This is a genomic window from Rouxiella badensis, assembly GCF_026967515.2.
In the GTDB taxonomy this organism is placed as follows: Bacteria; Pseudomonadota; Gammaproteobacteria; order Enterobacterales; family Enterobacteriaceae; genus Rouxiella; species Rouxiella badensis.
In genome coordinates this window covers 2,492,100-2,513,146 of record NZ_CP114062.1, presented here as the reverse complement: position 1 = coordinate 2,513,146, position 21,047 = coordinate 2,492,100, and the positions used below count along the sequence as shown (strand labels likewise).

17 protein-coding genes are annotated in these 21,047 nt (G+C 51.7%); 7 read left to right on the top strand and 10 right to left on the bottom strand.

Annotation, left to right across the window (positions count from 1 at the left end; all coding sequences use genetic code 11):
- Nucleotides 1-26 precede the first annotated feature (26 nt).
- Nucleotides 27-806 carry an IclR family transcriptional regulator gene (locus O1V65_RS11635; RefSeq protein ID WP_084912415.1) on the bottom strand — a complete coding sequence of 260 codons (780 nt, stop codon included), beginning with the start codon at nucleotides 804-806 and terminating at the stop codon, nucleotides 27-29.
- A gap of 176 nt (nucleotides 807-982) precedes the next feature.
- On the opposite strand from O1V65_RS11635, the gene O1V65_RS11630 reads away from it, so the two are divergent.
- Both O1V65_RS11630 and O1V65_RS11625 read left to right on the top strand, forming a co-directional pair.
- On the top strand, nucleotides 983-2,593 hold the full coding sequence (locus O1V65_RS11630; RefSeq protein WP_269129749.1) for an MFS transporter: 1,611 nt from the start codon (nucleotides 983-985) through the stop codon (nucleotides 2,591-2,593).
- A 56-nt stretch (nucleotides 2,594-2,649) separates the two neighbouring features.
- On the top strand, nucleotides 2,650-3,684 hold the full coding sequence (locus O1V65_RS11625) for an HlyD family secretion protein (RefSeq protein ID WP_165429011.1): 1,035 nt from the start codon (nucleotides 2,650-2,652) through the stop codon (nucleotides 3,682-3,684).
- 76 nt (nucleotides 3,685-3,760) lie between these two features.
- On the opposite strand, the gene mdoC is transcribed toward O1V65_RS11625, so the two are convergent.
- Nucleotides 3,761-4,948, bottom strand: a complete 1,188-nt coding sequence (mdoC, locus tag O1V65_RS11620) for a glucans biosynthesis protein MdoC (protein ID WP_026110707.1) — start codon at nucleotides 4,946-4,948, stop codon at nucleotides 3,761-3,763.
- Between the two features lie 321 nt (nucleotides 4,949-5,269).
- Here mdoC and O1V65_RS11615 point away from each other — a divergent pair, with 321 nt between their 5' ends.
- On the top strand, nucleotides 5,270-6,805 hold the full coding sequence (locus O1V65_RS11615; protein WP_026110708.1) for a glucan biosynthesis protein G: 1,536 nt from the start codon (nucleotides 5,270-5,272) through the stop codon (nucleotides 6,803-6,805).
- On the top strand, nucleotides 6,798-9,383 hold the full coding sequence (mdoH, locus tag O1V65_RS11610; RefSeq protein WP_017493150.1) for a glucans biosynthesis glucosyltransferase MdoH: 2,586 nt from the start codon (nucleotides 6,798-6,800) through the stop codon (nucleotides 9,381-9,383). The genes O1V65_RS11615 and mdoH overlap by 8 nt, the downstream gene beginning before the upstream one ends.
- 60 nt (nucleotides 9,384-9,443) lie before the next feature.
- Here mdoH and opgB read toward each other — a convergent pair whose 3' ends face one another.
- On the bottom strand, nucleotides 9,444-11,327 hold the full coding sequence (opgB, locus tag O1V65_RS11605) for a phosphatidylglycerol--membrane-oligosaccharide glycerophosphotransferase (RefSeq protein ID WP_017493151.1): 1,884 nt from the start codon (nucleotides 11,325-11,327) through the stop codon (nucleotides 9,444-9,446).
- Between the two features lie 281 nt (nucleotides 11,328-11,608).
- Between opgB and O1V65_RS11600 the strand changes: the two genes are divergently transcribed.
- Nucleotides 11,609-11,854 (top strand): YceK/YidQ family lipoprotein, encoded by a 246-nt coding sequence (locus O1V65_RS11600; protein ID WP_017493152.1) that lies wholly within the window; start codon nucleotides 11,609-11,611, stop codon nucleotides 11,852-11,854.
- A gap of 42 nt (nucleotides 11,855-11,896) precedes the next feature.
- Here the strand turns inward: O1V65_RS11600 and O1V65_RS11595 are convergent, their stop codons facing one another.
- The 3 genes from O1V65_RS11595 to O1V65_RS11585 all read right to left on the bottom strand — a co-directional run bounded on the left by O1V65_RS11595 (nucleotide 11,897) and on the right by O1V65_RS11585 (nucleotide 13,821).
- A complete protein-coding gene (locus O1V65_RS11595; protein WP_017493153.1) occupies nucleotides 11,897-12,301 on the bottom strand; it encodes a MysB family protein in 405 nt (134 codons plus the stop codon).
- Between the two features lie 119 nt (nucleotides 12,302-12,420).
- Nucleotides 12,421-13,212 (bottom strand): ornithine carbamoyltransferase, encoded by a 792-nt coding sequence (locus O1V65_RS11590; RefSeq protein ID WP_227952759.1) that lies wholly within the window; start codon nucleotides 13,210-13,212, stop codon nucleotides 12,421-12,423.
- A gap of 3 nt (nucleotides 13,213-13,215) precedes the next feature.
- Entirely contained in the window at nucleotides 13,216-13,821 is a 606-nt protein-coding gene (locus tag O1V65_RS11585) for a GNAT family N-acetyltransferase (protein WP_269130498.1), read from the bottom strand.
- A 229-nt stretch (nucleotides 13,822-14,050) separates the two neighbouring features.
- Here O1V65_RS11585 and O1V65_RS11580 point away from each other — a divergent pair, with 229 nt between their 5' ends.
- Nucleotides 14,051-14,455: a hypothetical protein gene (locus O1V65_RS11580; protein ID WP_017493156.1), complete on the top strand. Its 405-nt coding sequence runs from the start codon at nucleotides 14,051-14,053 to the stop codon at nucleotides 14,453-14,455.
- Between the two features lie 41 nt (nucleotides 14,456-14,496).
- On the opposite strand, the gene mdtG is transcribed toward O1V65_RS11580, so the two are convergent.
- The 4 genes from mdtG to O1V65_RS11560 form a co-directional block, all read right to left on the bottom strand.
- Nucleotides 14,497-15,735, bottom strand: coding sequence for a multidrug efflux MFS transporter MdtG (gene mdtG / locus O1V65_RS11575; protein ID WP_017493157.1), 1,239 nt, complete (start codon nucleotides 15,733-15,735; stop codon nucleotides 14,497-14,499).
- A 247-nt stretch (nucleotides 15,736-15,982) separates the two neighbouring features.
- Nucleotides 15,983-16,417, bottom strand: a complete 435-nt coding sequence (locus tag O1V65_RS11570; RefSeq protein WP_017493158.1) for a DoxX family protein — start codon at nucleotides 16,415-16,417, stop codon at nucleotides 15,983-15,985.
- A 231-nt stretch (nucleotides 16,418-16,648) separates the two neighbouring features.
- Nucleotides 16,649-17,569 (bottom strand): Kdo(2)-lipid IV(A) acyltransferase, encoded by a 921-nt coding sequence (locus O1V65_RS11565; RefSeq protein WP_017493159.1) that lies wholly within the window; start codon nucleotides 17,567-17,569, stop codon nucleotides 16,649-16,651.
- Between the two features lie 522 nt (nucleotides 17,570-18,091).
- Entirely contained in the window at nucleotides 18,092-19,189 is a 1,098-nt protein-coding gene (locus O1V65_RS11560) for an NADH:flavin oxidoreductase/NADH oxidase (protein WP_017493528.1), read from the bottom strand.
- Between the two features lie 149 nt (nucleotides 19,190-19,338).
- Here O1V65_RS11560 and trhO point away from each other — a divergent pair, with 149 nt between their 5' ends.
- Entirely contained in the window at nucleotides 19,339-20,406 is a 1,068-nt protein-coding gene (gene trhO / locus O1V65_RS11555; RefSeq protein ID WP_084912417.1) for an oxygen-dependent tRNA uridine(34) hydroxylase TrhO, read from the top strand.
- The last annotated feature ends 641 nt before the right edge of the window (nucleotides 20,407-21,047 follow it).

The window sequence follows — 21,047 nt, the reverse complement described above, 5'->3', positions numbered from 1 at the left end:
TTGTGCGAGATGAAGAAATGCGCCGGCTATTTGCCGATGCCCAGTTTGCCAATCTCTCCAATCAGAGCCTCTTTGCAGCGCAGCACGGCCTGCTGTACGCTCTCGAGCTTAGCGGCATGCCTCTCTGTCGGCATCAGTACCGAGATAGAATAATGTCCAAGAATGGTGTCGATGGCGATGGCTAAGGTGGAGATCCCGAGCACCGTTTCGCCACTTTCCATCGAGATGCCGGTGGCGCGCACCTGGGCCACTTTCTGCATCAGCGCATCGATATCCTTGACGGTATTTTCCGTCGCCGGTTCCAGCGTCTCACCGACCAGCTGGCGAATTTCCAGGTCGCTCTTTAGCGAGAGCAGGGCGCGGCCGGCCGAGGTGCTATAAATCGGCAAGTTTAAGCCAAATTTTGGCACCACGCGCAGCTCGCGTTCGGCGACGATGTAGTGAATGTTGGCAATTTGTCTGCCGCTGGCGCGACCCAGAGCGACGGTTTCCTCGGTTTCATTGCAAAGCTGCTGCAGGTAGGGCGAGGCGATCGCGACCACGTCGGTATGGATAGTGGAAACCAGACGCAGCAGCATCGGGCCTAATCTTACGCCACCTGCACCCTCAGTGCGCACGATCCCTTCTTCACCCAAAGCGGCAACAATGCGCTGTACCGTCGAGCGTGGCAGCTGGACCTCATTGGCGATAGCCCCGAGGCTGAGTCCTGCGGGGTGACTTCCCAATGCGTTAAGAATGGCCGCCGCGCGCGAGATGACCTGTATTCCGCCGCTGCGCTCTTCCTCGACCGAGTATTCAGTATTCATAGCATTGATTTATCCATGATTATTTCCTTCCTTATCTTATTAACACCCGCCCAATGTAATGTCAGGCGGTGCGAAAAACAATCACCCACCACATTGCAATACACTGCACCGTATTATAGTATCGGCTCGGTGTACCGTATAGCGGTGCATTGCATCATTATAATAAGAGCACATTTATGATTCAGCAAACGACCCAGGTCAGCCCTGCCATACCTGCTCCGCCTCCCCCGCAGCCTTTTACGCTTAGGCTGGTGATTGGGTTGATCGGTATTCTCATCGCCTCACTTTTTTCAGGCCTCAACGATCGCGTGTCAGACATTGCGCTGGCCGACGTGCGCGGTGCGCTTAATATCAGCAGCGATCCCGGATCCTGGGCGATCGGTGCCTATCAGGCCGCCGAAGTCGCCGCCATGATGCTGGCACCCTGGTTCGCGATGACCTTCTCGCTGCGCCGTTTTGCCATCGGCGTCGCGATCGGTTTTTCGCTGGTGGCCGCCGTACTGCCGTACTCGCCGAATATCTCGGTGTTTATTGCCTTACGCATCGTGCAGGGCATCTTTGGCGGCGCGCTTCCGCCGCTGCTGATGACCGCCGCACTGCGTTTTCTGCCTCCGGGCATCAAATTATATGGCCTCAGCGCCTATGCCTTGACCGCAACCTTTGGGCCGAATATCGCGACAACGCTGGCGGCATATTGGACCGACGTGGTCGGTTGGCAGTGGGTGTTCTGGCAGGTGATCCCGCCGTGTCTTCTTGCTGCGAGCATGGTGAGCTACGGTATTCCGCAGGATCCCTCCCGCTTCGAACGCTTCAAACAGATGGACGTGGTCGGCATGCTCACGGGCAGCAGCGGTATCGCGCTGCTGGTACTGGTCTTACAGCAGGGCGAGCGGCTCGACTGGCTGAGTTCGCCGCTGATTGTGGTGATGCTGCTGTCTTCGGTCGGCCTGCTTAGCGTATTTTTCGTCAATGAATGGTCGCATCCGCTGCCGCTGTTTAAACTGCAGATGCTAAAGAGGCACAACCTCAGCCACGGTTTGTTGACCCTCGGCGGGCTGATGACGTTGGTGCTTTCCGGTTCGGCGTTACCCTCAAGCTATATGGAAAGCGTGCAGGGATTTCGCGCCGTTCAGGTTGGCCCGCTGTCGTTGACCATTGGCCTGCCGCAGCTACTGTTAGCGCCGCTCGTGGCAACGGTGCTGAATTTCCGCTGGATAGACAGCCGCTATATCTTGCTCGGCGGTCTCGGTCTTATCGGCGTCTCCTGCTACGGCGGCAGTCATCTCACCGAAAGCTGGGCTAGAGAGAATTTCTATTGGCTGCAAATCATGCAGTCTTTCGGCCAGCCGATGGCCATCTTGCCGGTACTGATGGGCGCGACCGGCGTGGTGCAGCCGCCTGAAGGGCCTTTTGCATCGGCGATGTTTAATACCGTCCGCGGGCTGGGTAGCGTTCTCGGCACGGCAGTGGTCGGGGAATTTTCCAGCCAGCGTGAACAGTTCCACTCCAACGTATTGCTCAATCACGCGGGCAGCGTCAGTGCGCTACTTTCTCAGCCTTACGACGGCGATGGCACCTATCTCGCCCCGCTGAATCCCGAGGGTTCAGCGGTATCGACAGAAGCACTCAGCGCCTTTTCATCGCTGGTTAAAAGACAGGCCACGGTGTTGGGGCTGTCCGACAGCTATTTGATGATTATCGGCGTCGCGATCGCACTAGCTTTGCTGACGGTTCTACTGCCCAAACGCGCCTACCCGCCGCAGTCGCTGGTGAAAAAAGCCGATTGAGCCACGCCGGTTTCCTGACACAGACTATTAATAAGAACAATCGAGAGAACAGTATTATGTCCAAGACATCCTCATTTCGTCCCATCTGGCTGGCCGTTGCCGTCATTATCCTCCTGCTTTTCGTTGTAGGCTGGTATCTGCTTGCGGGCGAAACCTCGCCAACGACCGATGACGCGGTGATTTCTGCCGACTCGACGCTAGTCGCGCCGCGTATTTCCGGCACCATTCAGGATGTTCTGGTCGAAGATAACCAGCAGGTCAAGGCCGGGCAGCTGCTGGCTAAAATCGATGACCGCGACTACGTAAATGCGGTACAAACCGCCCAGGCCTCACTCGAAACCGCACAGGCACAAATGCAGAGTCTGGTGGCGCAGACTGCCAAACAGCGACCGACTATTGACCAGGCGCGCGCCGTGGTAGCTGCCGATGCGGCAGGACTGGTTTATGCCCGTCAAAGCGCCGAACGCTACAAGCGTCTGTCGCTTAACGGCTCAACCTCGCTGGACCAACGTGATGATTCCGATGCGAATTATCGTCAAAAGCTGGCATCGCAGCAGAGTGATGTTGCCGCCGTGCAGGCCGCAGAGAAGCAGCTCGAGGTGTTGAAAGCCGAGCAGGCCGAAGCCAGCGCCGCCATCGACTCTGCAACCACCGCGCTTCAGCAGGCGAAGTTGAACCTGTCTTATACCGAAATCAAAGCGCCGATTGATGGTCAAGTGGGTGTGCGTTCACTGCGTGTCGGAGCTTACGTTAGCGCGGGAACGCGTGTACTGGCGCTGGTGCCGGTCGATAAAGCTTACGTTGTGGCAAACTATCTCGAAACGCAGCTGGCACATGTGCAGCCGCATCAGGCGGTCAGTATCAAGGTTGATGCTTTACCTGGCGTGACGCTGAGGGGCAGGGTGGACAGCATTGCGCCAGCGACTGGCGTGACCTTCTCGCCGATCACGCCAGATAACGCCACCGGTAACTACACCAAGGTGACGCAGCGACTGGCGGTGAAGATTTTACTGGAGAAAAATCAGAAGGATTTATCACGTTTGAGGGTGGGGATGTCGGTCGTACCGACGATTGATACTGAAAGCCATTAATACATTTATCGCCCTAATTTCCTCTGCGTGACGGCTCAACCGGTCACGTCACGCAGAGGCCTACGACTTATCCTACCTAGTTCTGCTGCTGGCGGCTGTTCGCTGCCGGAGCCTCATTTTCTTCTTTCTTCATAAACTGCCATTTACCTGAGAACAGGAAGCGCAGCAGAGGGATGCGTTTATGCACCTCATAAAGGAAGAAGGCAATACCGAAAACAAACACCAGACCCAGCCAGAAACCGACCCAGTCGCTTTTGATCAGTGGCGTAATAAAGGCGCCGTAAATCAAGGTCAACGGGTGGTGAATCAGGTAAACAAACAGCGACGCATTCACCAGATAGGTCACAAACGGCGACTGGAAGTTCAGCACATAGTGGCTGAACGAGAACACCACGTTCACCATCAGGATACCCAGCAGGCTGGTGATGATCGCGTCCAGCTCCATCGAGTACAGCTCAGGCGTATTGACGTGCTGGTTTATCATGTAGGCCGCAAACAACAGGATACAAATGATACAACCCGGCACCGATGGCTTCAGGAACATGCTCTTCAGATTGGCGAATTTATAGGTACAGGCACCAATAAAGAAGAACGGCAGATAAAACAAAGTCTGCATGACAATAAAATTAAATGCACCATTACCCAACAGCTGTGGAGCAAAAAGATACAGGGTGCGGTTAAATGCAGCGTAAATTAATCCGAAAAATAAAAATAATATTGAGATTTTTCCGAGCGAATCTGCATCGCGAATAATATTTAAAATCCGACTTTTCTTATTTTCTTTTAATGCACGGAATAAATAGAAAGAAATACTGGTTAATATAACCAGCGTTAACAGGAACCATAAATGCGAGACAAGTTCCCAGACGGTAATATTGAGTTTCTGGTAGAAGTCCATCGAACTCCAGTTGGAGAACTTGTCGGTAAAATTGGCCAGGAAGAACAGCTGCGGGATGGTGATCAGCGGGAAGGCCGCCGCCAGCGGGATTGCCACACGCTCAAGCCGGACTTTTAGCCACTTCTGACGCTCGTAGCGTTCGTACAGCATGTACGAGAAATAGCCTGAAATGACAAAGAAAACCTGCATACGGAAGGCATGGATAGTATCGTTGAATATTGTCAGACCATCGGACGGCGTCACGCTATTTACCGCCCAGATATGGCTGGAATAAATCAACGATATATGGAATGGAATACCGAGCAACATGAGGTAGGCTCGGATCGAGTCCAAAAAGAACTCTCTTGGTTGAGTTTGTGGTTTCATAGAGATCCATTTTAGCAAATTTTCCTACCTTCCACTGCCAAAATTCCCATCGGATTTCTCTCGGATAAGAACTGTCTGCTTTTTGTAAAGCGACAAGAGCAGCGGGCCGCAACCCTACTATAGACTCAGACAACTTTCCATAGCGGGACTTTCTCCGAATTGATATCCTTGTACCGCTATGTGCTTAAACGGTTCATCAATGTGATGAACACATCACCCTCATGTTGTCGGATTTCCGACTATTCCTTAAAATGGACTAATGAGTTGAGCACATTTAAAGGAGGGGACGTGCCGGGTAAAAATTTTTCCAAAGGGCCAGATATGACTAAAGTCCGTTTGCTTAGTGCCGCTGTGTTGATGACCTTGTTCACTTCATCCGCATGGGCTTTTTCAATTGATGATGTTGCCAAGCAAGCTAAAGCGCTCGCTGATAAAGGTTACGAAGCACCAAAAAGTAATCTGCCATCTCAATTCCGCGACATGAAATTTGCGGACTACCAACAAATACAATTCAATCACGACAAAGCGTATTGGAATAATCTGAACACGCCTTTCAAGCTTGAGTTTTATCACCAGGGAATGTACTTCGACACACCGGTTAAAATTAATGAAGTGACCGCGAACAGTGTCAAAGAGATCAAATACAGCCCGGACTACTTTAATTTCGGTAACGTAAAACACGATGCCGACTCCGTCAAAAACCTCGGTTTCGCCGGTTTCAAAGTTCTTTATCCGATCAATAAAGCAGATAAAGATGATGAAATTATGAGCGTGCTGGGGGCGAGCTACTTCCGTCTGATCGGCAAAGGTCAGGTTTATGGCCTGTCCGCGCGCGGTTTGGCTATCGATACTGCGCTTTCTTCAGGCGAAGAGTTCCCGCGTTTCCGCGAATTCTGGATTGAACGTCCTAATCCTGACGAGAAGCATCTGATCATTTATGCGCTGCTCGATTCACCGCGCGCCACCGGAGCCTACCGTCTCGACGTTTATCCAGGCAAAGAAGCCAGCGTAGACGTGCAGGCGAAAGTTTACCTGCGTGACAAAGTGGGCAAACTGGGACTGGCGCCACTGACCAGCATGTTCCTGTTTGGGCCAAACCAGCCTTCAACGGTCATGAACTACCGTCCTGCTCTGCATGACTCAGACGGTCTGTCTATCCACGCCGGTAACGGTGAGTGGATCTGGCGTCCGCTGAATAATCCTAAGCACCTGTCGGTTAGCCAGTTCACCATGGAAAACCCGAAAGGTTTCGGTCTGCTACAGCGTGGCCGTAATTTCCATCAATACGAAGATCTCGACGATCGCTACGACCTGCGTCCAAGCGCCTGGGTAGAGCCGAAAGGCGACTGGGGTAAAGGCAAGGTTGAGCTGGTCGAGATCCCGACAGCCGACGAAACCAATGACAACATCGTTGCCTTCTGGACGCCGGATCAGCTGCCGGCAACCGGAACGCCAATCGATATCAGCTATCGTCTGCACTTCACGCGTGATGAAGACAAGCTGCACTCACCTGACTCCTCATGGGTTTCTCAGACCCTGCGTTCAGCCGGTGACGTGAAGCAGTCTAATCTGGTGCGTGAGCAAGACGGCAGCATCGCTTACATTGTTGATTTCGTTGGTCCTGCGCTTAAGTCTCTTAAACCGGATACCCCGGTTGCGTCTCAGGTCAGCATGGGCGACAACGCCGATCTGCTTGAGAACTCTGTCCGCTATAATTCAGTCACCAAAGGATGGCGTTTAACGCTGCGCCTGAAAGTGAAGGATCCTAAGAAGCCCGTTGAAATGCGCGCTGCTTTGGTCAATGGCGACAAAACGTTGAGCGAAACCTGGAGCAATCAGTTACCTGCCAATGAATAAAAAAACGCATTCTATCCAAGAGTACGTAGAGGCATTGCCCCTGACTGAGACTCAGAAAGGGAATCTTACTCAGCAGCTTCCGGCTGCTGAGGACGTAGCCTTCACGTCTCTGCATCACCGTCTGGGCGGTGATACTTCGACGTCAAACGACGTGGTTGACCCACAGGCTCCGCTGATTTCGGTAAAGGCACGTGTCGCTGACGCCTGGCCTGACGCCGAGGAGCACGGCACATTATCTGCCAAAGATAATGAAGGTCGCGACGTGGTGAAAGCCATGCCACCGGTCAAGCGTTCCAGCATGTTCCCTGAGATTTGGCGTACCAACCCGGTAGGCCGTTTCTGGGATTCACTGATGGGCCGTACCGCCATTGCGCGCCGCTACACCTCTTCTCAAATGCCCGAGTCTGAGAAGAGATGGCGTGCCGCTGGCTCTATTCGTCGTTATATCCTGCTGGCACTGATGCTGGTGCAAACCGCCATTGCCACCTGGTATATGAAAACCATTCTGCCTTATCAGGGCTGGGCGCTGATCGACCCTTCCGACATGCTGAATCAGGATCTGCTGCAATCGGTGCTGCAGCTGCTGCCTTACGTGTTGCAGACAGGGATCCTGGTGCTGTTTGCCATCCTGTTCTGTTGGGTCTCGGCCGGTTTCTGGACTGCGCTAATGGGCTTCCTGCAGCTGATGATTGGGCGCGATAAATACAGTATTACCGCCTCAACCACCGGCAACGAGCCGCTGAACCCGAAAAATCGTACCGCGCTTATCATGCCGATTTGTAATGAAGACGTTGAGCGGGTGTTTGCCGGTTTGCGTGCGACCTACGAATCTGTCAAAGCCACCGGCGATCTGGATCAGTTCGATATCTACGTATTGAGCGACAGCTACGATCCGGATATCTGCGTGGCGGAGCAAAAGGCCTGGATGGAAGTGTGCCGCGACGTAGACGGTCATGGTCGTATTTTCTATCGCCGCCGCCGTCGTCGCGTGAAGCGTAAAAGCGGCAACATCGATGACTGGTGTCGCCGTTGGGGTGGGGAATATGCCTATATGGTTATTCTCGACGCCGACAGCGTGATGAGCGGTGAGTGCCTCACCGGTCTGGCGCGCTTGATGGACGCCAACCCGAACGCCGGTATCATCCAGTCTGCGCCAAAAGCGTCGGGCATGGATACGCTGTATGCGCGCTGCCAGCAGTTTGCGACTCGCGTTTATGGTCCGCTGTTCACCGCCGGTCTGCACTTCTGGCAGTTGGGTGAGTCCCACTACTGGGGCCACAACGCGATTATCCGCGTCAAGCCGTTCATTGAGCACTGTGCGCTGGCACCGCTGCCGGGCGAGGGCTCTTTTGCCGGTTCGATTCTGTCGCACGACTTCGTAGAAGCTGCGTTGATGCGTCGTGCTGGCTGGGGCGTGTGGATTGCCTATGATCTGCCGGGAAGCTACGAAGAGCTGCCGCCGAACCTGCTCGACGAGTTGAAACGCGACCGTCGCTGGTGTCACGGTAACCTGATGAACTTCCGTCTGTTCCTGGTTAAGGGCATGCACCCTGTTCACCGTGCCGTGTTCCTGACCGGTGTTATGTCTTATCTGTCGGCACCGCTGTGGTTTATGTTCCTGGCGCTTTCAACGGCCCTACAGGTGGTGCATACGCTGATGGAACCGCAGTACTTCCTACAGCCGCGGCAGCTGTTCCCAGTGTGGCCGCAGTGGCGTCCTGAGCTGGCGATTGCGCTGTTCTCAACGACCATGGTGCTGCTGTTCCTGCCTAAGCTTCTTAGCGTGGTGCTGATTTGGGCCAAAGGCGCGAAACAGTACGGCGGTGGGCTGCGCCTGCTGGTGTCGATGCTGCTGGAGATGCTGTTCTCCGTGCTGCTTGCGCCGGTACGTATGCTGTTCCACACCGTGTTCGTGGTCAGCGCGTTCCTCGGTTGGGAAGTGGTATGGAACTCTCCGCAGCGTGACGATGACGATACCCCTTGGGGTGAAGCGTTCCGCCGTCACGGTTCACAGCTGGCACTTGGCGTGGTCTGGGCCAGCGGTATGGCATGGCTTGACCTGCGTTTCCTGTGGTGGTTGGCACCAATCGTCTTCTCACTGATCCTCTCGCCGATCGTTTCTGTGCTTTCTAGCCGTGCGACGCTGGGGATGAAGAGCAAGGCGGCGAAACTGTTCCTGATCCCGGAAGAGTACGACCCGCCGCGTGAGCTGGTAGCAACGGAAGAGTATCTGAAGCTGAACCGCGAACGTATGCTGAAAAACGGCTTTATGCACGCCGTGTTTAACCCGACCTTCAACGCATTGGCAACCGGTATGGCGACTTCTCGTCACCTGCTGCGCCAGTCGATTGAAAATGGTCGTCAGCAAATGCTTGAGAAAGCCCTGCAAAGCGGTCCGAAGAATCTTGGTAAGGCCGATCGCCTGATGCTGCTAAGCGACCCGGTTATCCTGGCGCGTCTGCATTCGGCGGTGTGGACCAACCCAGACTTGCACGAGTGGAAAGCGTATTACGCTGAGCTGCCGCGCAACGTTCAGGCCTTCCCTGAGACGCAAACTCTGGAAGCAAAAACGGCGTAACCGTCTGAGAAAATAAATAAAAAGGGCAGCCCGCAGGCTGCCCTTTTTTATGTTCGCGATTTACTGTGCCGCAGCAACGTCTTTAACGGCGCTCAGCTTCTCGACGGTGGTGTGATAGGTATCCTCGTCAAGCTTAGGCAGTCCGTCGAACACCACTTTGCCTCGATAGAGGTCACGGTCGGCCTCGACAATGTGGGGTTTGGTGTTCAGGCTACCGGTTGCCACGCAGACGTTATTCACCTTTTGCAGGCTTGGGTCCCAGATATTGCCCATCTTGCTACAGCTATCGACCCACACGAATTTCTCGTTAGGATCCAGCTGTGAGAGCTGTTTCTCAAGCGAGTCTGACAGGTAAACGTCAAACATCGGGTCGATTCTGCCGTCATTCACCCGCAAAATCAGCGGGAATTTGAACGATACGCCCGAGAAGGTCAGCATTTTGCTGTCGGTATTCAACGCGAAGTCGCTAATGGTTTTCGGGAAGTCCCACATTTTGATGATAGCCTGCTTCCAGCGCAGAGTATGCTTGCGGATGTCGCGGTAGTTGTTGGCCAGCGACTCACTCGACAGGCTGCTGCGGCCCAACCCGATAAAGTTACTGCCGCCAAGCACGTCGAGCACCGTAGCACCGTTGTCCATAGTGGTTCTCTTCTGGTCGATGACCTGATTATTTTCACCGGTGCCACGCAGAATAAAGAACAGGTCTCGTCGGTCCTGCCTGGTGAGAATCGAGTAGGCGGTATTGTTCATTGCCAGATGGTCAGACGACACCACGATGACCGTATTCTTGAAATACGGTGACGCTTTGATTTTGTTAATCAGCTTCGCGACCTGCTCCTGACTACAGGCAACGGCGCTTAATGACTGATTGCGCTTATTATTATACAAATAGTCCTTTCTATTACAGGTTGCATCGATATAGCCGTCAGGGTGGTGAGTATCGACGGTTAATGCAAACAGCGAGAAAGGTTTGCCCTCTTTAGACAGTTCGACAAACTTGTTGTAAACGAAGTCGAGCGTGGTGTCGTCATACCAGCCCCACTCATTTTTATAGTTGGGATCTTTGACGTAAGGCTTCAGTTCTTCGTAACCATAGAGGTGGTCAATACCGTGGGATGAGAGCAGAAGCTCTTTACCGGCGAAGGCCAGATTGGCGCCCTGATAGAAATAGTTTGTGTAGCCCGAAGCTTTTAACACGTCACCAAGACAGATGCTGCGTGGATAAAAAGTTGAAAGCGAGCTTGAGGCATTGTTGTCAAAAGGCGCGAAGAGGGGGATCCCACACAGTGCCGAAACCATGCCGGAAATCGTGTTTTCTGCACCAGGGATCTGAATAGTATTACTGAAATCTATCGATTCTTTCTTAATAGCACCCAGTTCCGGCACCAGATCCGGGAAAACATTGTTATCAAAATAGGTGCGTTCCAGACTCTCACCAAAGATGTAGACCAGGTTCGGTTTGCTGCCGTTAATCGTCTTGTTGGCGTCGCGGTAATTATCGGCAAAGTCCGATTTATCATCACCATACTGTGTTGAGGTCAGGCGATAAAGTTGAGCCGTGGCGGGGGCGGTAGCAATGGCCAGCAGCGACAGAAAGAGTGCCGCAAAGTTATAGCTAATTTTTCTGTTGGTGTTCTTGTTACGTAAAATCAGCCAGGACAGCAGGGCAAAAATCAGCAAAATAAAGGCGAAAAGCCCGAGTGCAGGCAGCACATATTTTCCGACGCCGACACCGGTTAGGCTACTGGTGATAGTAAAGATCACCTCGTCGTTAACACCTTCACCGGTAAAGTAATTACTGGCAATCCAAATGGCACTCAGCAGCAGGAAGAGCGCCGAGAGCAACAGCGTGAGAGTAATCCAAAATGAGTTTCGTTTCGCCTTGAGCATGCAAACGATAACCGAGGCGATAAAAAACAAAACAGAAATGAATTCTAGTGCCATGCACTTTCCTTGTATGACCAGTGACCAATAATTGCGTAACCTTATGATAATAATCAGTAAGTTTTCGCCATCTTATTTTGTTCGCATAAAACCCTTCGGGTCATCATAATATAAACACAATAAACAATTCATATACGTGATGATTACACAGCATTTTATAGCGTTTGATGCGGTTAAGTGAGAGTAAGGAAAAGGCCTATTTTACGTTAGCTTAACGCGGTTGACCGGGGAGGCTGTGGTAAACTTTACCGCTGAAAGGGCTTAAAAGGGGTAGGTTCGGCGTGAATAAAGGTTTACTCGTAAGAACGGCAGTGGTGGGTATCGCAATGGCAACCCTCTCGGGCTGCGGCAGTATTATTAGCCGCACGGTGCCGGGACAGGGCCATGAAAATCAGTATTACCCTGGGGTACAGTGGGACCTGAGAGACGGGCCGTGGCGTTACGTTACTGTCATCGATGTGCCGCTTTCAATGATAGTCGACACTTTTATGCTGCCCATTGATGCCCGCCACGGTCCCTACAAGTAAGCATCAGGCTGTCTGCGCCTGACACATCACTCCGAAAAAGAATTAGTCTTCGCGTCCCGGGAACTCGTCTTCGTCATCCCATTCTTCGGCTGCGGCGGCACCCTCTTCCGTGTCTAGCGGAGGCTCAAGCAGATATTCACCTTCATCCCACTCGTACAGCGTATTTTCGTCCTGCCACTCTTCTAGCAACTCTTGCTTGTCGAAGTCGTCATCAAAAATCGCCTGCGCCGCCTCACCGCTCAGAAAGCTCAGGCCTTCGGTTTCCTCGCCTTCCTCTGCGGAAAACTCGGCCTCCCACATGGCGTCTCCGTCCTGCATGATGTATTTCTGCAGAGTAAACTGGCTGACGGAAGGTGACTCATCATCTGATGAGGTTTCAGCGATTTTCTCCAGAAACTCTTCGCGTGCTGCATCTACAGCCTCTTCCAGCGTTGCATACAGTGACATATTTCCTCCTTTGCCCAGATTGCGGTGGTTTTAGGAAAGGATAGTTGAAGATTCAGCAGGGAAAGGGCTTTGGATGTAAAAAAGTTTAAATTTGAAAACTCTGGGTGCAGCATGTTGAATTACTTGGTTAAGATGTGGGCAACAATCGCTTTTTGCACCGGCAGTAGCCACGATTTCTGTTCATAACCGGCAAAGCGAGGATAGCCTAAAGGATCGAAATCCAGCTCCTGGCCGAGGGTAAAGGGTGGGGTAGGCAGCAGCAGCGGGGTGCCCATGCTTTGCAGGTGTGAGGTCGTAAGAGACGTCGGTCGCCCGCTGTCTTTCGGCCAGCCGTCAGTGATAACCACGTCGGCGGTCACCTTAGCCAGGTCAGTGAAATTTACGCCGGGAGTGCCATCGTGAAGTTCTTTCCCGCAAACGTGAGTGACCTGAAGACCCATCAGCACAGCAAGCTGATGCCAGCTGCGAAAAACGTTGGTCGTTGGGCCCCATAGGCAAATATGCAGGTCCTGGATAGCGCCGAGGGTTTTGTTTATCCAATAGGCATCGGTCAACACCTCACAAGGATGCCCCAGACTGGACATAGCATTGATAACGGGCCTGGATGACTTCTCGGCAAACTGGGCAAGCCGCTGATGATTAGATTCACGTATCACATAAATGTCGTAAAAGGCGTCAAGATACCCGGCCAAATCCTCAACCCTTTCGCCGGTTTTTAGCAAATTCGGCAGCTCGATATAAGCGATGCCGAGTTCTTTAAAGGCCTGAATAAAGGTGGTTCGCGTTCTGATACCGTTTCCTTCAAATGACCAGGCTGCCCGCTTGGTTAGCGCTGCCATCGGGCTTTCGGCAAGCGCCCAAATGGCATGAACATCGGCAGGCTGTAGGTCGTTAAGGGAAATAAGGTTCACGGGTTATTTCCTGTTCTGGCTCATCTTGTAGCTCAGGCTTTTTTTCACCGTCGGCCATTCGCTGTCGATGATGGAGAAAATAACCGTATCGCGGTAGCTTCCGTCGGCGTCTTGCTGCATGTTACGCAGTACGCCGTCCTGTTTGGCGCCAAGACGGGCGATAGCGGCTCTGGAAGTCTGGTTATGCCAGTGCGTTCTGAATTCGACTGCGATAGCTTTCAGATCTTCAAAAGCGTGCTTAAGCAGAAGATATTTGCATTCGGTGTTCACCGCTGTTTTTTGCACGCTCTTCGCATACCAGGTAAAGCCAATCTCAACGCGACGGTGTTGAACATCGGCCCGGCAGAAGCGCGTGGTACCAACTATCTGCCGCGTGGCGTTGAGCACCACCGCAAATGGCAGAGAGACGCCCGCCCGTTGCTCATTCAGTGCAGTGGTAATATAGGCGTCGATCCGCTCTTCATTGGGGACAGAGGTATACCATAGATTCCACAGTTCACCGTCGGCGGCAGCCTTCAATAGATCTTGCGCGTGTTCGGCACGCAGTGGGATTAAGGTGACCGTATCGCCGCGCAGGGTGATTTCATGCAACCCATTTTCAGTAGCCATAATCCTTTATTTTTCCTTTAATTAGACCTTTCCTATACCCTATATCCCAAAGAGGGTTTTGCCAATTGATTTTAGGGAGAATAATGGCGAATTTATCGTCGTAATTGTCAACGCAAATTCAGCTTTGCAAAGGGCATGGTGCGGTAGGGTAAAGGTTTAGCAAACAGGGTTTCTTCGCCGATTTTCTTGGCTCAAAGTAAGCGGGAACTCCATAGAAAAGGCCGTTGCTATGAAAATTTCTACCCGCACTCTCTTACTTCCACTTTGTGGTATCGCCGCGTTAATCAGCGTTGGCAGTCAGGCTGCCGAGTCAACTGATAAAGCCCCTCAGGGCGCGCCGATGACTCAACCTCAGGACGAACCGCCATTCCACGGTGAAGGTATGCCACACTTCCCGCCGATGGGAATGATGATGCCGCCTCCGCCAATGCACGGATTCTGCCACGGCGGTGAACTGTTCTGTGCGTCCGTTGCCAGCGATAACCCGACTGACACGCTGCAGAAGCTGAACGGCGTTATTCCGGCCGCGACCGCAGGCAAACACTATGAAGTGCGTGTTTCCGTGGTTGAAGTTCCTGACTTCCCGCGTCACGAGCATGGTCCACGCGACCCGCAGAGCAATAACGGAAAATAACCGGCATTGATTCAGCGCCGTTTCGCAAAGGGAAAGGCGGTTTATTCGACCGTTGCCTGACTCGGGCGGCGCTGTAAACTCCAGTATGAGTAACAGGCATTAAACAACACCACGCAGGCCGTCACGCAGAATACTGCGCGGAAACCATAGCCTGCCGACACCGATGCGCCCAGCAAGGGTCCCGTCACATTCCCTACGTCACGAAACGACTGGTTATAGCTAAATACGCGTCCTGCCACCTGGTTGGTACAGTTATAGATAAGCAGTGTTTGCACGGCGGGAAGCAGCGCACCATCACAGGCGCCCAGTAAAAATCTGAGAATGCCCAGTTGCAGTGGATTATGCACAAACGCCATAGGAATCAGCAGCAGCACAGACATCGCCAGCATGGCGACCAGTATCCTTTCCGGACCAATTCTGTCACCCAACTTACCCAGTCTGGGCGCGCTTATCAGTGCCGCCACGCCCGGTACGGAAGCAATCATGCCGCTGATGAATGCCAGATTCTGGGTATTGCCTGCGAGTTCTCGCACGTAGAGCGTCAAAATTGGGGCGATGGAGCCGGTGGCAATCTGAATAATCATGGTGGTAATAAACAGGCACAGCACCAGTTTGGGATCTTTTAGCGAAGCAAAGACCTGCTTTCTGTTGAGCATGTCTTTCTTGTTGATCGGCACAAACTGTTCGCGAATCATATACAGCGTCATGAGGAAGCAGACAAACAGCACGCTGGCGGTAATAAAGAACACCGGGCGCAGTCCGTAGGTGTCAGCAAGGATTCCGCCGACCAGCGGGCCAATCAGTGCGCCACTCACCGCGCCTGTCGATAGCGTACCCAGCGCCCAGCCGCTTTTATTGCGTGGGATCTGAGTGGCAATTAAGGCATTCGCGTTAGGCACAAAGCCGCCAAGCAGACCAAGCAGTGCACGCAGTACCAGAAACTGCCAGATATTTTGCGCCATTCCCATCAGCACCATCACGATAGCCATACCGAGGGCAGAACGCAGCAGCATGATTTTTCGGCCTTTGCGGTCGGCTAATCCGCCCCAGAAGGGGGAGGCAATGGCAGAAAACAGGAAGGTGATGCTAAACACCAGGCCTGACCACATGTTGAGAGACTCATGGCCGGTAACGCCGAGTGTTTCTATATAAAGGGGAAGGAAGGGCATGATAAGGCTGAATGCCGCACCGGTAAGAAAACAGCCGATCCAGGCAACGAACAGATTGCGTTTCCAATTAATGGGTTCTGGTGCTTTATCCGATGCAGGTGCCGAAGTCATAAATTACCAATGAGTGAGGTCCATTTACTCTGTGAAGAGGGCGAAACAGAGCGCAACAATAATGAATTAGCTCGATAATTATGCGCCGAATTATTACCCACTTCAATCATGTTGCAGACTTATTACGAAAAATTAAATAAGAACGTAGAAAGGAATTAACCGCAGCACAAGCGTTGAAAGGTAGGGACAAATTGCGGAGAAAATAGCCGGGCGGCGGGAGTATGCCGCCCAACTTTTAAGGTTCTGATTAACGCAGAGCGGGGTTGCTGACCACGGAATAACGACCGCTGCCGAGGAACATAATCACCAGACCGCCGAAGAAATACATTGCTTCACCTTCCAGGCCCCATGCACCCACCTCTGTCACGGTAAAGAACTTACCACCCACCACGAGCAGAACGGCAATAACCAGATTGAAAGACATCACCAGCGCTGCGGGACGGGTGAAAATGCCCAAAATGATCAGGACGGGCGCAATCACTTCACCGATGTAGGCACCGTAGGCAATGAAGCCCGGCAGACCGTGCGCTTCAAGCATTTTGGCAATCCAGCCTACGCCATTTTCCATCTTTGCCACGCCGTGGAACAGAATAAGGATGCCAAAAGTTAGTCTCAACAATAGCTTACCAAAATCAGGGTGATCGGTAACGCGAGTAAAAGAAGCGTTTAATTTAGCCAACATAGCAATGTCCTTAAGATAATTAACGTAGTGGTTAGCCGTGAAGAAAGCGTAGGGAATTAATCACGGTTGGAAATTATGCTTAAGTATTCGCTGAATTACGGCACGAGGAAATCAGATAAGATTGATGGAGTCTTTCAAAAAAACTGTTTAAACAAATCAGGTTGGTTGAAGAGGTTTGCTCTCTGGCATCAAGAGTGATGCCAGAGAGTGGAGATAGATTATGAAAATTAATTAATACAGTGAAGGCTCGCCTTCGGGGCGCGTCTTGAAGCGACGGTGCAGCCACATGTACTGCTCTGGCGCGAGTTTTATCTCGTTTTCCACGACTTTATTCATGTAGGTTGCTGCGACAACTTCGTCCTCCAGTGGGAAGTTTTCCACCGCTGGATGCAGCAGCAGCTCGTAGCCTTTTCCACCCGGCAAACGACGCGGAGTGAAAGGGATAATCGCCGGTTTACCCATGCGGGCCAACAGATAGGTGCCTGTCGTGGTTGCCGCTTTGTCCACCGCGAAGAATGGCACAAACACGCTGGCGCGCGGACCATAGTCGTGGTCAGGCGCATACCAGATGATGTCGCCCTGCTTCAGGCTACGAATCATTCCTTTCAGATCTTTGCGATCCAGCATCGCTTTGTTGGAGCGCATGCGGCCCTTGGTTTGTACCCAATCCATCAGCTTGTTGTCGTGCGGACGATAAACGCCGATGCCGGGGTTATGGATCCCGAAGATGCGTGCGCCAAGCTCAAGTGTCAGGAAGTGTACGCCGATAAGCAGTACGCCCTGCTGGTTATCACGGGCCTTTTGGATGTGCTCAAGCCCGCTGACCTTAAACCAGCGCTCGATGCGCCAGTCCGGCCAGAACCAGGCCATGCCGGTCTCAAACAGGCCCATACCCACGGATTCGAAGTTTTTCACCACCAGTTGGTCGCGCTGGCTTTGCGGCATATCAGGGAAGCACAACTCGAGGTTGCGCTGGGCGATACAGCTGCGGCGTTTTACAAAACGCATCGAAAAACGGCCAATCCCACATCCCATTTTATAAATCAGTGGATAAGGCAAAAGTACCAGTAAATACAACAGTCCCAGACCAATCCAGGTAGGCCAGTAACGGGGATGCAACAACGAACGGTTAAAGGTGGGTACCTGAGTCATAAAATCTCTGCGTCATAGTTTTGAAGTAGGAAAATATAAGCTCTGTCCAGACGGTATCAGGTAATAGGAATCCCAGAGATTCTACGACCTAATAACGGGATACAGTCTGCTAGCCGCTAGTTAAGGAAATCGCCTGCTTAAGTAAATTGGCATGATTACAGGGGATAAAATTTCCTAAACAAAGTCGTTTATTGTGACACTTTTTTTAACCAAGGTGAAAAAAGACGGCATTAAAACCTCATTTATGAAGGATTAAGCCCTGATATCTCCTTAAAACGTCTGAATTTTATGCTTGAAGTCTTAATTTTTTCTGAACAGCAGATGATTTAGTCGCATTAAACAAATGGGGTTTAGCTCGCTGATACTAGCGAATTGAATATTGATAGAGAACCCGACTTTGTCAATTCTGTTGGCATGTTAACCAGTAATAAAAGTGTAACAGGGCAGATTTAGCGAAGGGAGAGACGCCATCGTGACTAAAAGGGACGCCATCGCGATGGCGTCCCTCGATTAACCAAAATCTTATTTGGCGTTGAACAGACCCTTAACGCTGTGAGGTTCGCTGCGCCAGTACTGTTTAGGCGCGCTTACCTTGGCCCCCAGTTTGGCCGCCGCATGCCAAGGCCAACGTGGGTCATAGAGGATCCCACGTGCCAGAGCTATCATGTCTGCCTGACCGGTGCCGATAATGGCTTCTGCCTGTTCGGCTTCGGTGATTAAACCGACGGCGATCACCGGGATATTGACGGCCTTCTTGATGCTTTCTGCGAAAGGCACCTGATAGTTCGGACCCACCGGAATCTTCTGCTGGGTTGACAGCCCACCGCTGGAAACGTGGATGTAGGCGCAGCCCAGTTTTTCTAACGCTTTTGCCAGCTCGATAGACTGCTCGATGTCCCAACCGCCCTCAACCCAGTCGCTGGCAGAAATACGCACGCCAATCGGTTTGTCATTGGAGAAGACCTTACGCACTTCCTGATAGATTTCCAGCAGCAGACGTACGCGGTTTTCCAGAGAACCCCCGTATTGGTCGGTGCGTTTGTTGGAAAGCGGTGAGAGGAACTGGTGCAGCAGATAACCGTGCGCGCCGTGCAGTTCAATAAGGTCAAAGCCCAGCTTATTCGCGCGTTTGGCGCTCTCGACGAAGGCCTTTTTGAACTGCTCGATTCTTTCCAGTGACATCGCTTCTGGGGCAGCGTCGCTCTCGGCGAAGCCTACTGCAGAAGGGGCAACAGTCTGCCAGCCGCCCAGCTTGGCGCTGATTTGATTTCCGCCTTCCCATGGCGCGTAGCAGGAAGCTTTGCGCCCGGCGTGGCCGAGCTGAATACCCAGCGGCATATCGCTGTTGTCTCGCAAAGAGGTCACCAGGCTCGCCAGCGCCTCTTCAGTTTCATCGTTCCACAGGCCAAGATCCTGGGGAGAGATACGGCCCACGGCCTCAACGGCAGTGGCTTCGAGAATAAGCAGGCCCGCGCCGGAAAACGAAAGTTGACCGAGATGGGCGTGATGCCACGAGGTGGCCTTACCGTGTTCTGCTGAATACTGGCACATAGGGGCAATGACGATGCGGTTTTCCAGCGTCAGTGAACCCAGCGTGATGCTCTCAAATAGCTTGCTCATAGTTGCCTCGAGTAAGATTAGGTTAATGTAGTATGCGCGAAACCGGCGTTAACCGAAGCTTTAATCCTGATAGCTGTTTCATGTATGATAGCGCGGTTTTATTTTTACTCTGCTTAGAATAGCCTCAACGAAAGACAGGAAAGTACACCATGCCAGTGTTACATAACCGAATTTCTAACGAGGAACTGAAGGCGCGCATGCTGGCTGAAACCGAGCCGCGTACCACAGTTTCTTTTTATAAATACTTCCATCTCGATGATCCTAAAGCATTTCGCGATCGGCTCTACCTTGAACTGGTTAAATTAAATGTTTTTGGCCGCATTTATGTGGCTAAAGAAGGCATCAATGCGCAGATAAGCGTTCCACAAAGCCAGTTTGAAGCTTTTAAACAGCATTTGTTTGAGTGTCATCCCGCGTTCAACAATATTCGTCTGAATATCGCGCTTGAAGACGACGGTAAATCATTCTGGGTACTGCGTTTCAAAGTGCGTGAGCGCATTGTGGCCGACGGTATTGATGATGAAACCTTTGACCCTTCCAACGTGGGTGAATACCTCAAGGCGGAACAGGTCAACGCGATGATTGACGATCCCGACACCCTGTTTGTCGACATGCGTAACCACTACGAATACGAAGTGGGTCACTTTGACAACGCGATCGAAATTCCTTCCGATACCTTCCGCGATCAGCTGCCAATGGCCGTCGATATGCTGAAGGAAGATAAAGAAAAGAAAATTGTTATGTATTGTACCGGCGGTATCCGCTGTGAAAAGGCCAGCGCCTATATGCTGCATAACGGTTTTAAAAATGTTTATCACGTCGAAGGCGGGATTATCGAATACGCGCGCCGTGCGAAAGAGCAGGGCTTGCCGGTGAAGTTCAAAGGCAAAAACTTCGTCTTCGATGAGCGCATGGGCGAACGCATCTCCGATGACGTGATTGCCAACTGCCATCAGTGCGGTGCTGAATGTGACAATCACACCAATTGCCTGAATGACGGCTGTCATTTGCTGTTCATCCAATGCCCGGCCTGCGCCGCTAAGTTTGACGGTTGCTGTAGCGAAATCTGCCAAACTGAGCTCAAGCTGCCGCCTGAGCAGCAGCGCGCACTGCGAGCCGGTCGTGAGAATGGCAACAAAATCTTCAATAAATCCAAAGGATTATTGCAGACTACCATGCACATTCCCGAACCAAAGGACTCAGCCTCTCAAGAGTGATTAACGAGGTTTGACCTTAAGCCTGCTGGCCTTGTGCCGCAGGCTTAGCCTTTCTGATATATCCCCTTATCATCTTCCTGATGTCCACGCTATTAGCTCCATTTTAATACCTGCGTTGTTGCTTATCTTTTGCCAACAATCATCGCTGACATAAGCGAAATTTTCTCCTCATCAAACCTATCGAGGTAGTGTTTTTATCTGCCGAAAAAATCAGGGAAATGTCATTTTTTTGTCAGGATGAATTTTTTTTAAGACCTGAATTTTGCTGTTCTATACTTGACTGTAAGTAAAGCATAAAGTGACATAAGCGTGTGCAGACATTGTTTTTATTGTTTATTTATATCAGTGAGTTATTGATATTTGTTTTGTATTTTCATCCTGGGTTTACACCCCAATCACATGTCGGTATATACAGTAAACTTGACCAAGAACAAAATCTTGTATAGGTTAAAGATAAGTAAATAAGCGTTTTATTATTAATAGTGGCACGAATTTTAATGCCGTAAATGGCATAAAAAAAAGTGAATAATAAACGCAGCTGCATAGCTCTCGCATCATGTTTGTTCATCAGGAATGAGCAGACCAATCTACCAGGGAAGCGAAAGCTATGGTGCTGCACTGATAATAATTTAGGCAACATC

Bases quoted from the DNA above. Each gene is read 5' to 3' on its own strand.
- O1V65_RS11635 (WP_084912415.1), bottom strand. From the start codon at position 806: ATGAATACTGAATACTCGGTCGAGGAAGAGCGCAGCGGCGGAATACAG.
- O1V65_RS11630 (WP_269129749.1), top strand. From the start codon at position 983: ATGATTCAGCAAACGACCCAGGTCAGCCCTGCCATACCTGCTCCGCCT.
- O1V65_RS11625 (WP_165429011.1), top strand. From the start codon at position 2,650: ATGTCCAAGACATCCTCATTTCGTCCCATCTGGCTGGCCGTTGCCGTC.
- mdoC (WP_026110707.1), bottom strand. From the start codon at position 4,948: ATGAAACCACAAACTCAACCAAGAGAGTTCTTTTTGGACTCGATCCGA.
- O1V65_RS11615 (WP_026110708.1), top strand. From the start codon at position 5,270: ATGACTAAAGTCCGTTTGCTTAGTGCCGCTGTGTTGATGACCTTGTTC.
- mdoH (WP_017493150.1), top strand. From the start codon at position 6,798: ATGAATAAAAAAACGCATTCTATCCAAGAGTACGTAGAGGCATTGCCC.
- opgB (WP_017493151.1), bottom strand. From the start codon at position 11,327: ATGGCACTAGAATTCATTTCTGTTTTGTTTTTTATCGCCTCGGTTATC.
- O1V65_RS11595 (WP_017493153.1), bottom strand. From the start codon at position 12,301: ATGTCACTGTATGCAACGCTGGAAGAGGCTGTAGATGCAGCACGCGAA.
- O1V65_RS11585 (WP_269130498.1), bottom strand. From the start codon at position 13,821: ATGGCTACTGAAAATGGGTTGCATGAAATCACCCTGCGCGGCGATACG.
- O1V65_RS11580 (WP_017493156.1), top strand. From the start codon at position 14,051: ATGAAAATTTCTACCCGCACTCTCTTACTTCCACTTTGTGGTATCGCC.
- mdtG (WP_017493157.1), bottom strand. From the start codon at position 15,735: ATGACTTCGGCACCTGCATCGGATAAAGCACCAGAACCCATTAATTGG.
- O1V65_RS11570 (WP_017493158.1), bottom strand. From the start codon at position 16,417: ATGTTGGCTAAATTAAACGCTTCTTTTACTCGCGTTACCGATCACCCT.
- O1V65_RS11565 (WP_017493159.1), bottom strand. From the start codon at position 17,569: ATGACTCAGGTACCCACCTTTAACCGTTCGTTGTTGCATCCCCGTTAC.
- O1V65_RS11560 (WP_017493528.1), bottom strand. From the start codon at position 19,189: ATGAGCAAGCTATTTGAGAGCATCACGCTGGGTTCACTGACGCTGGAA.
- trhO (WP_084912417.1), top strand. From the start codon at position 19,339: ATGCCAGTGTTACATAACCGAATTTCTAACGAGGAACTGAAGGCGCGC.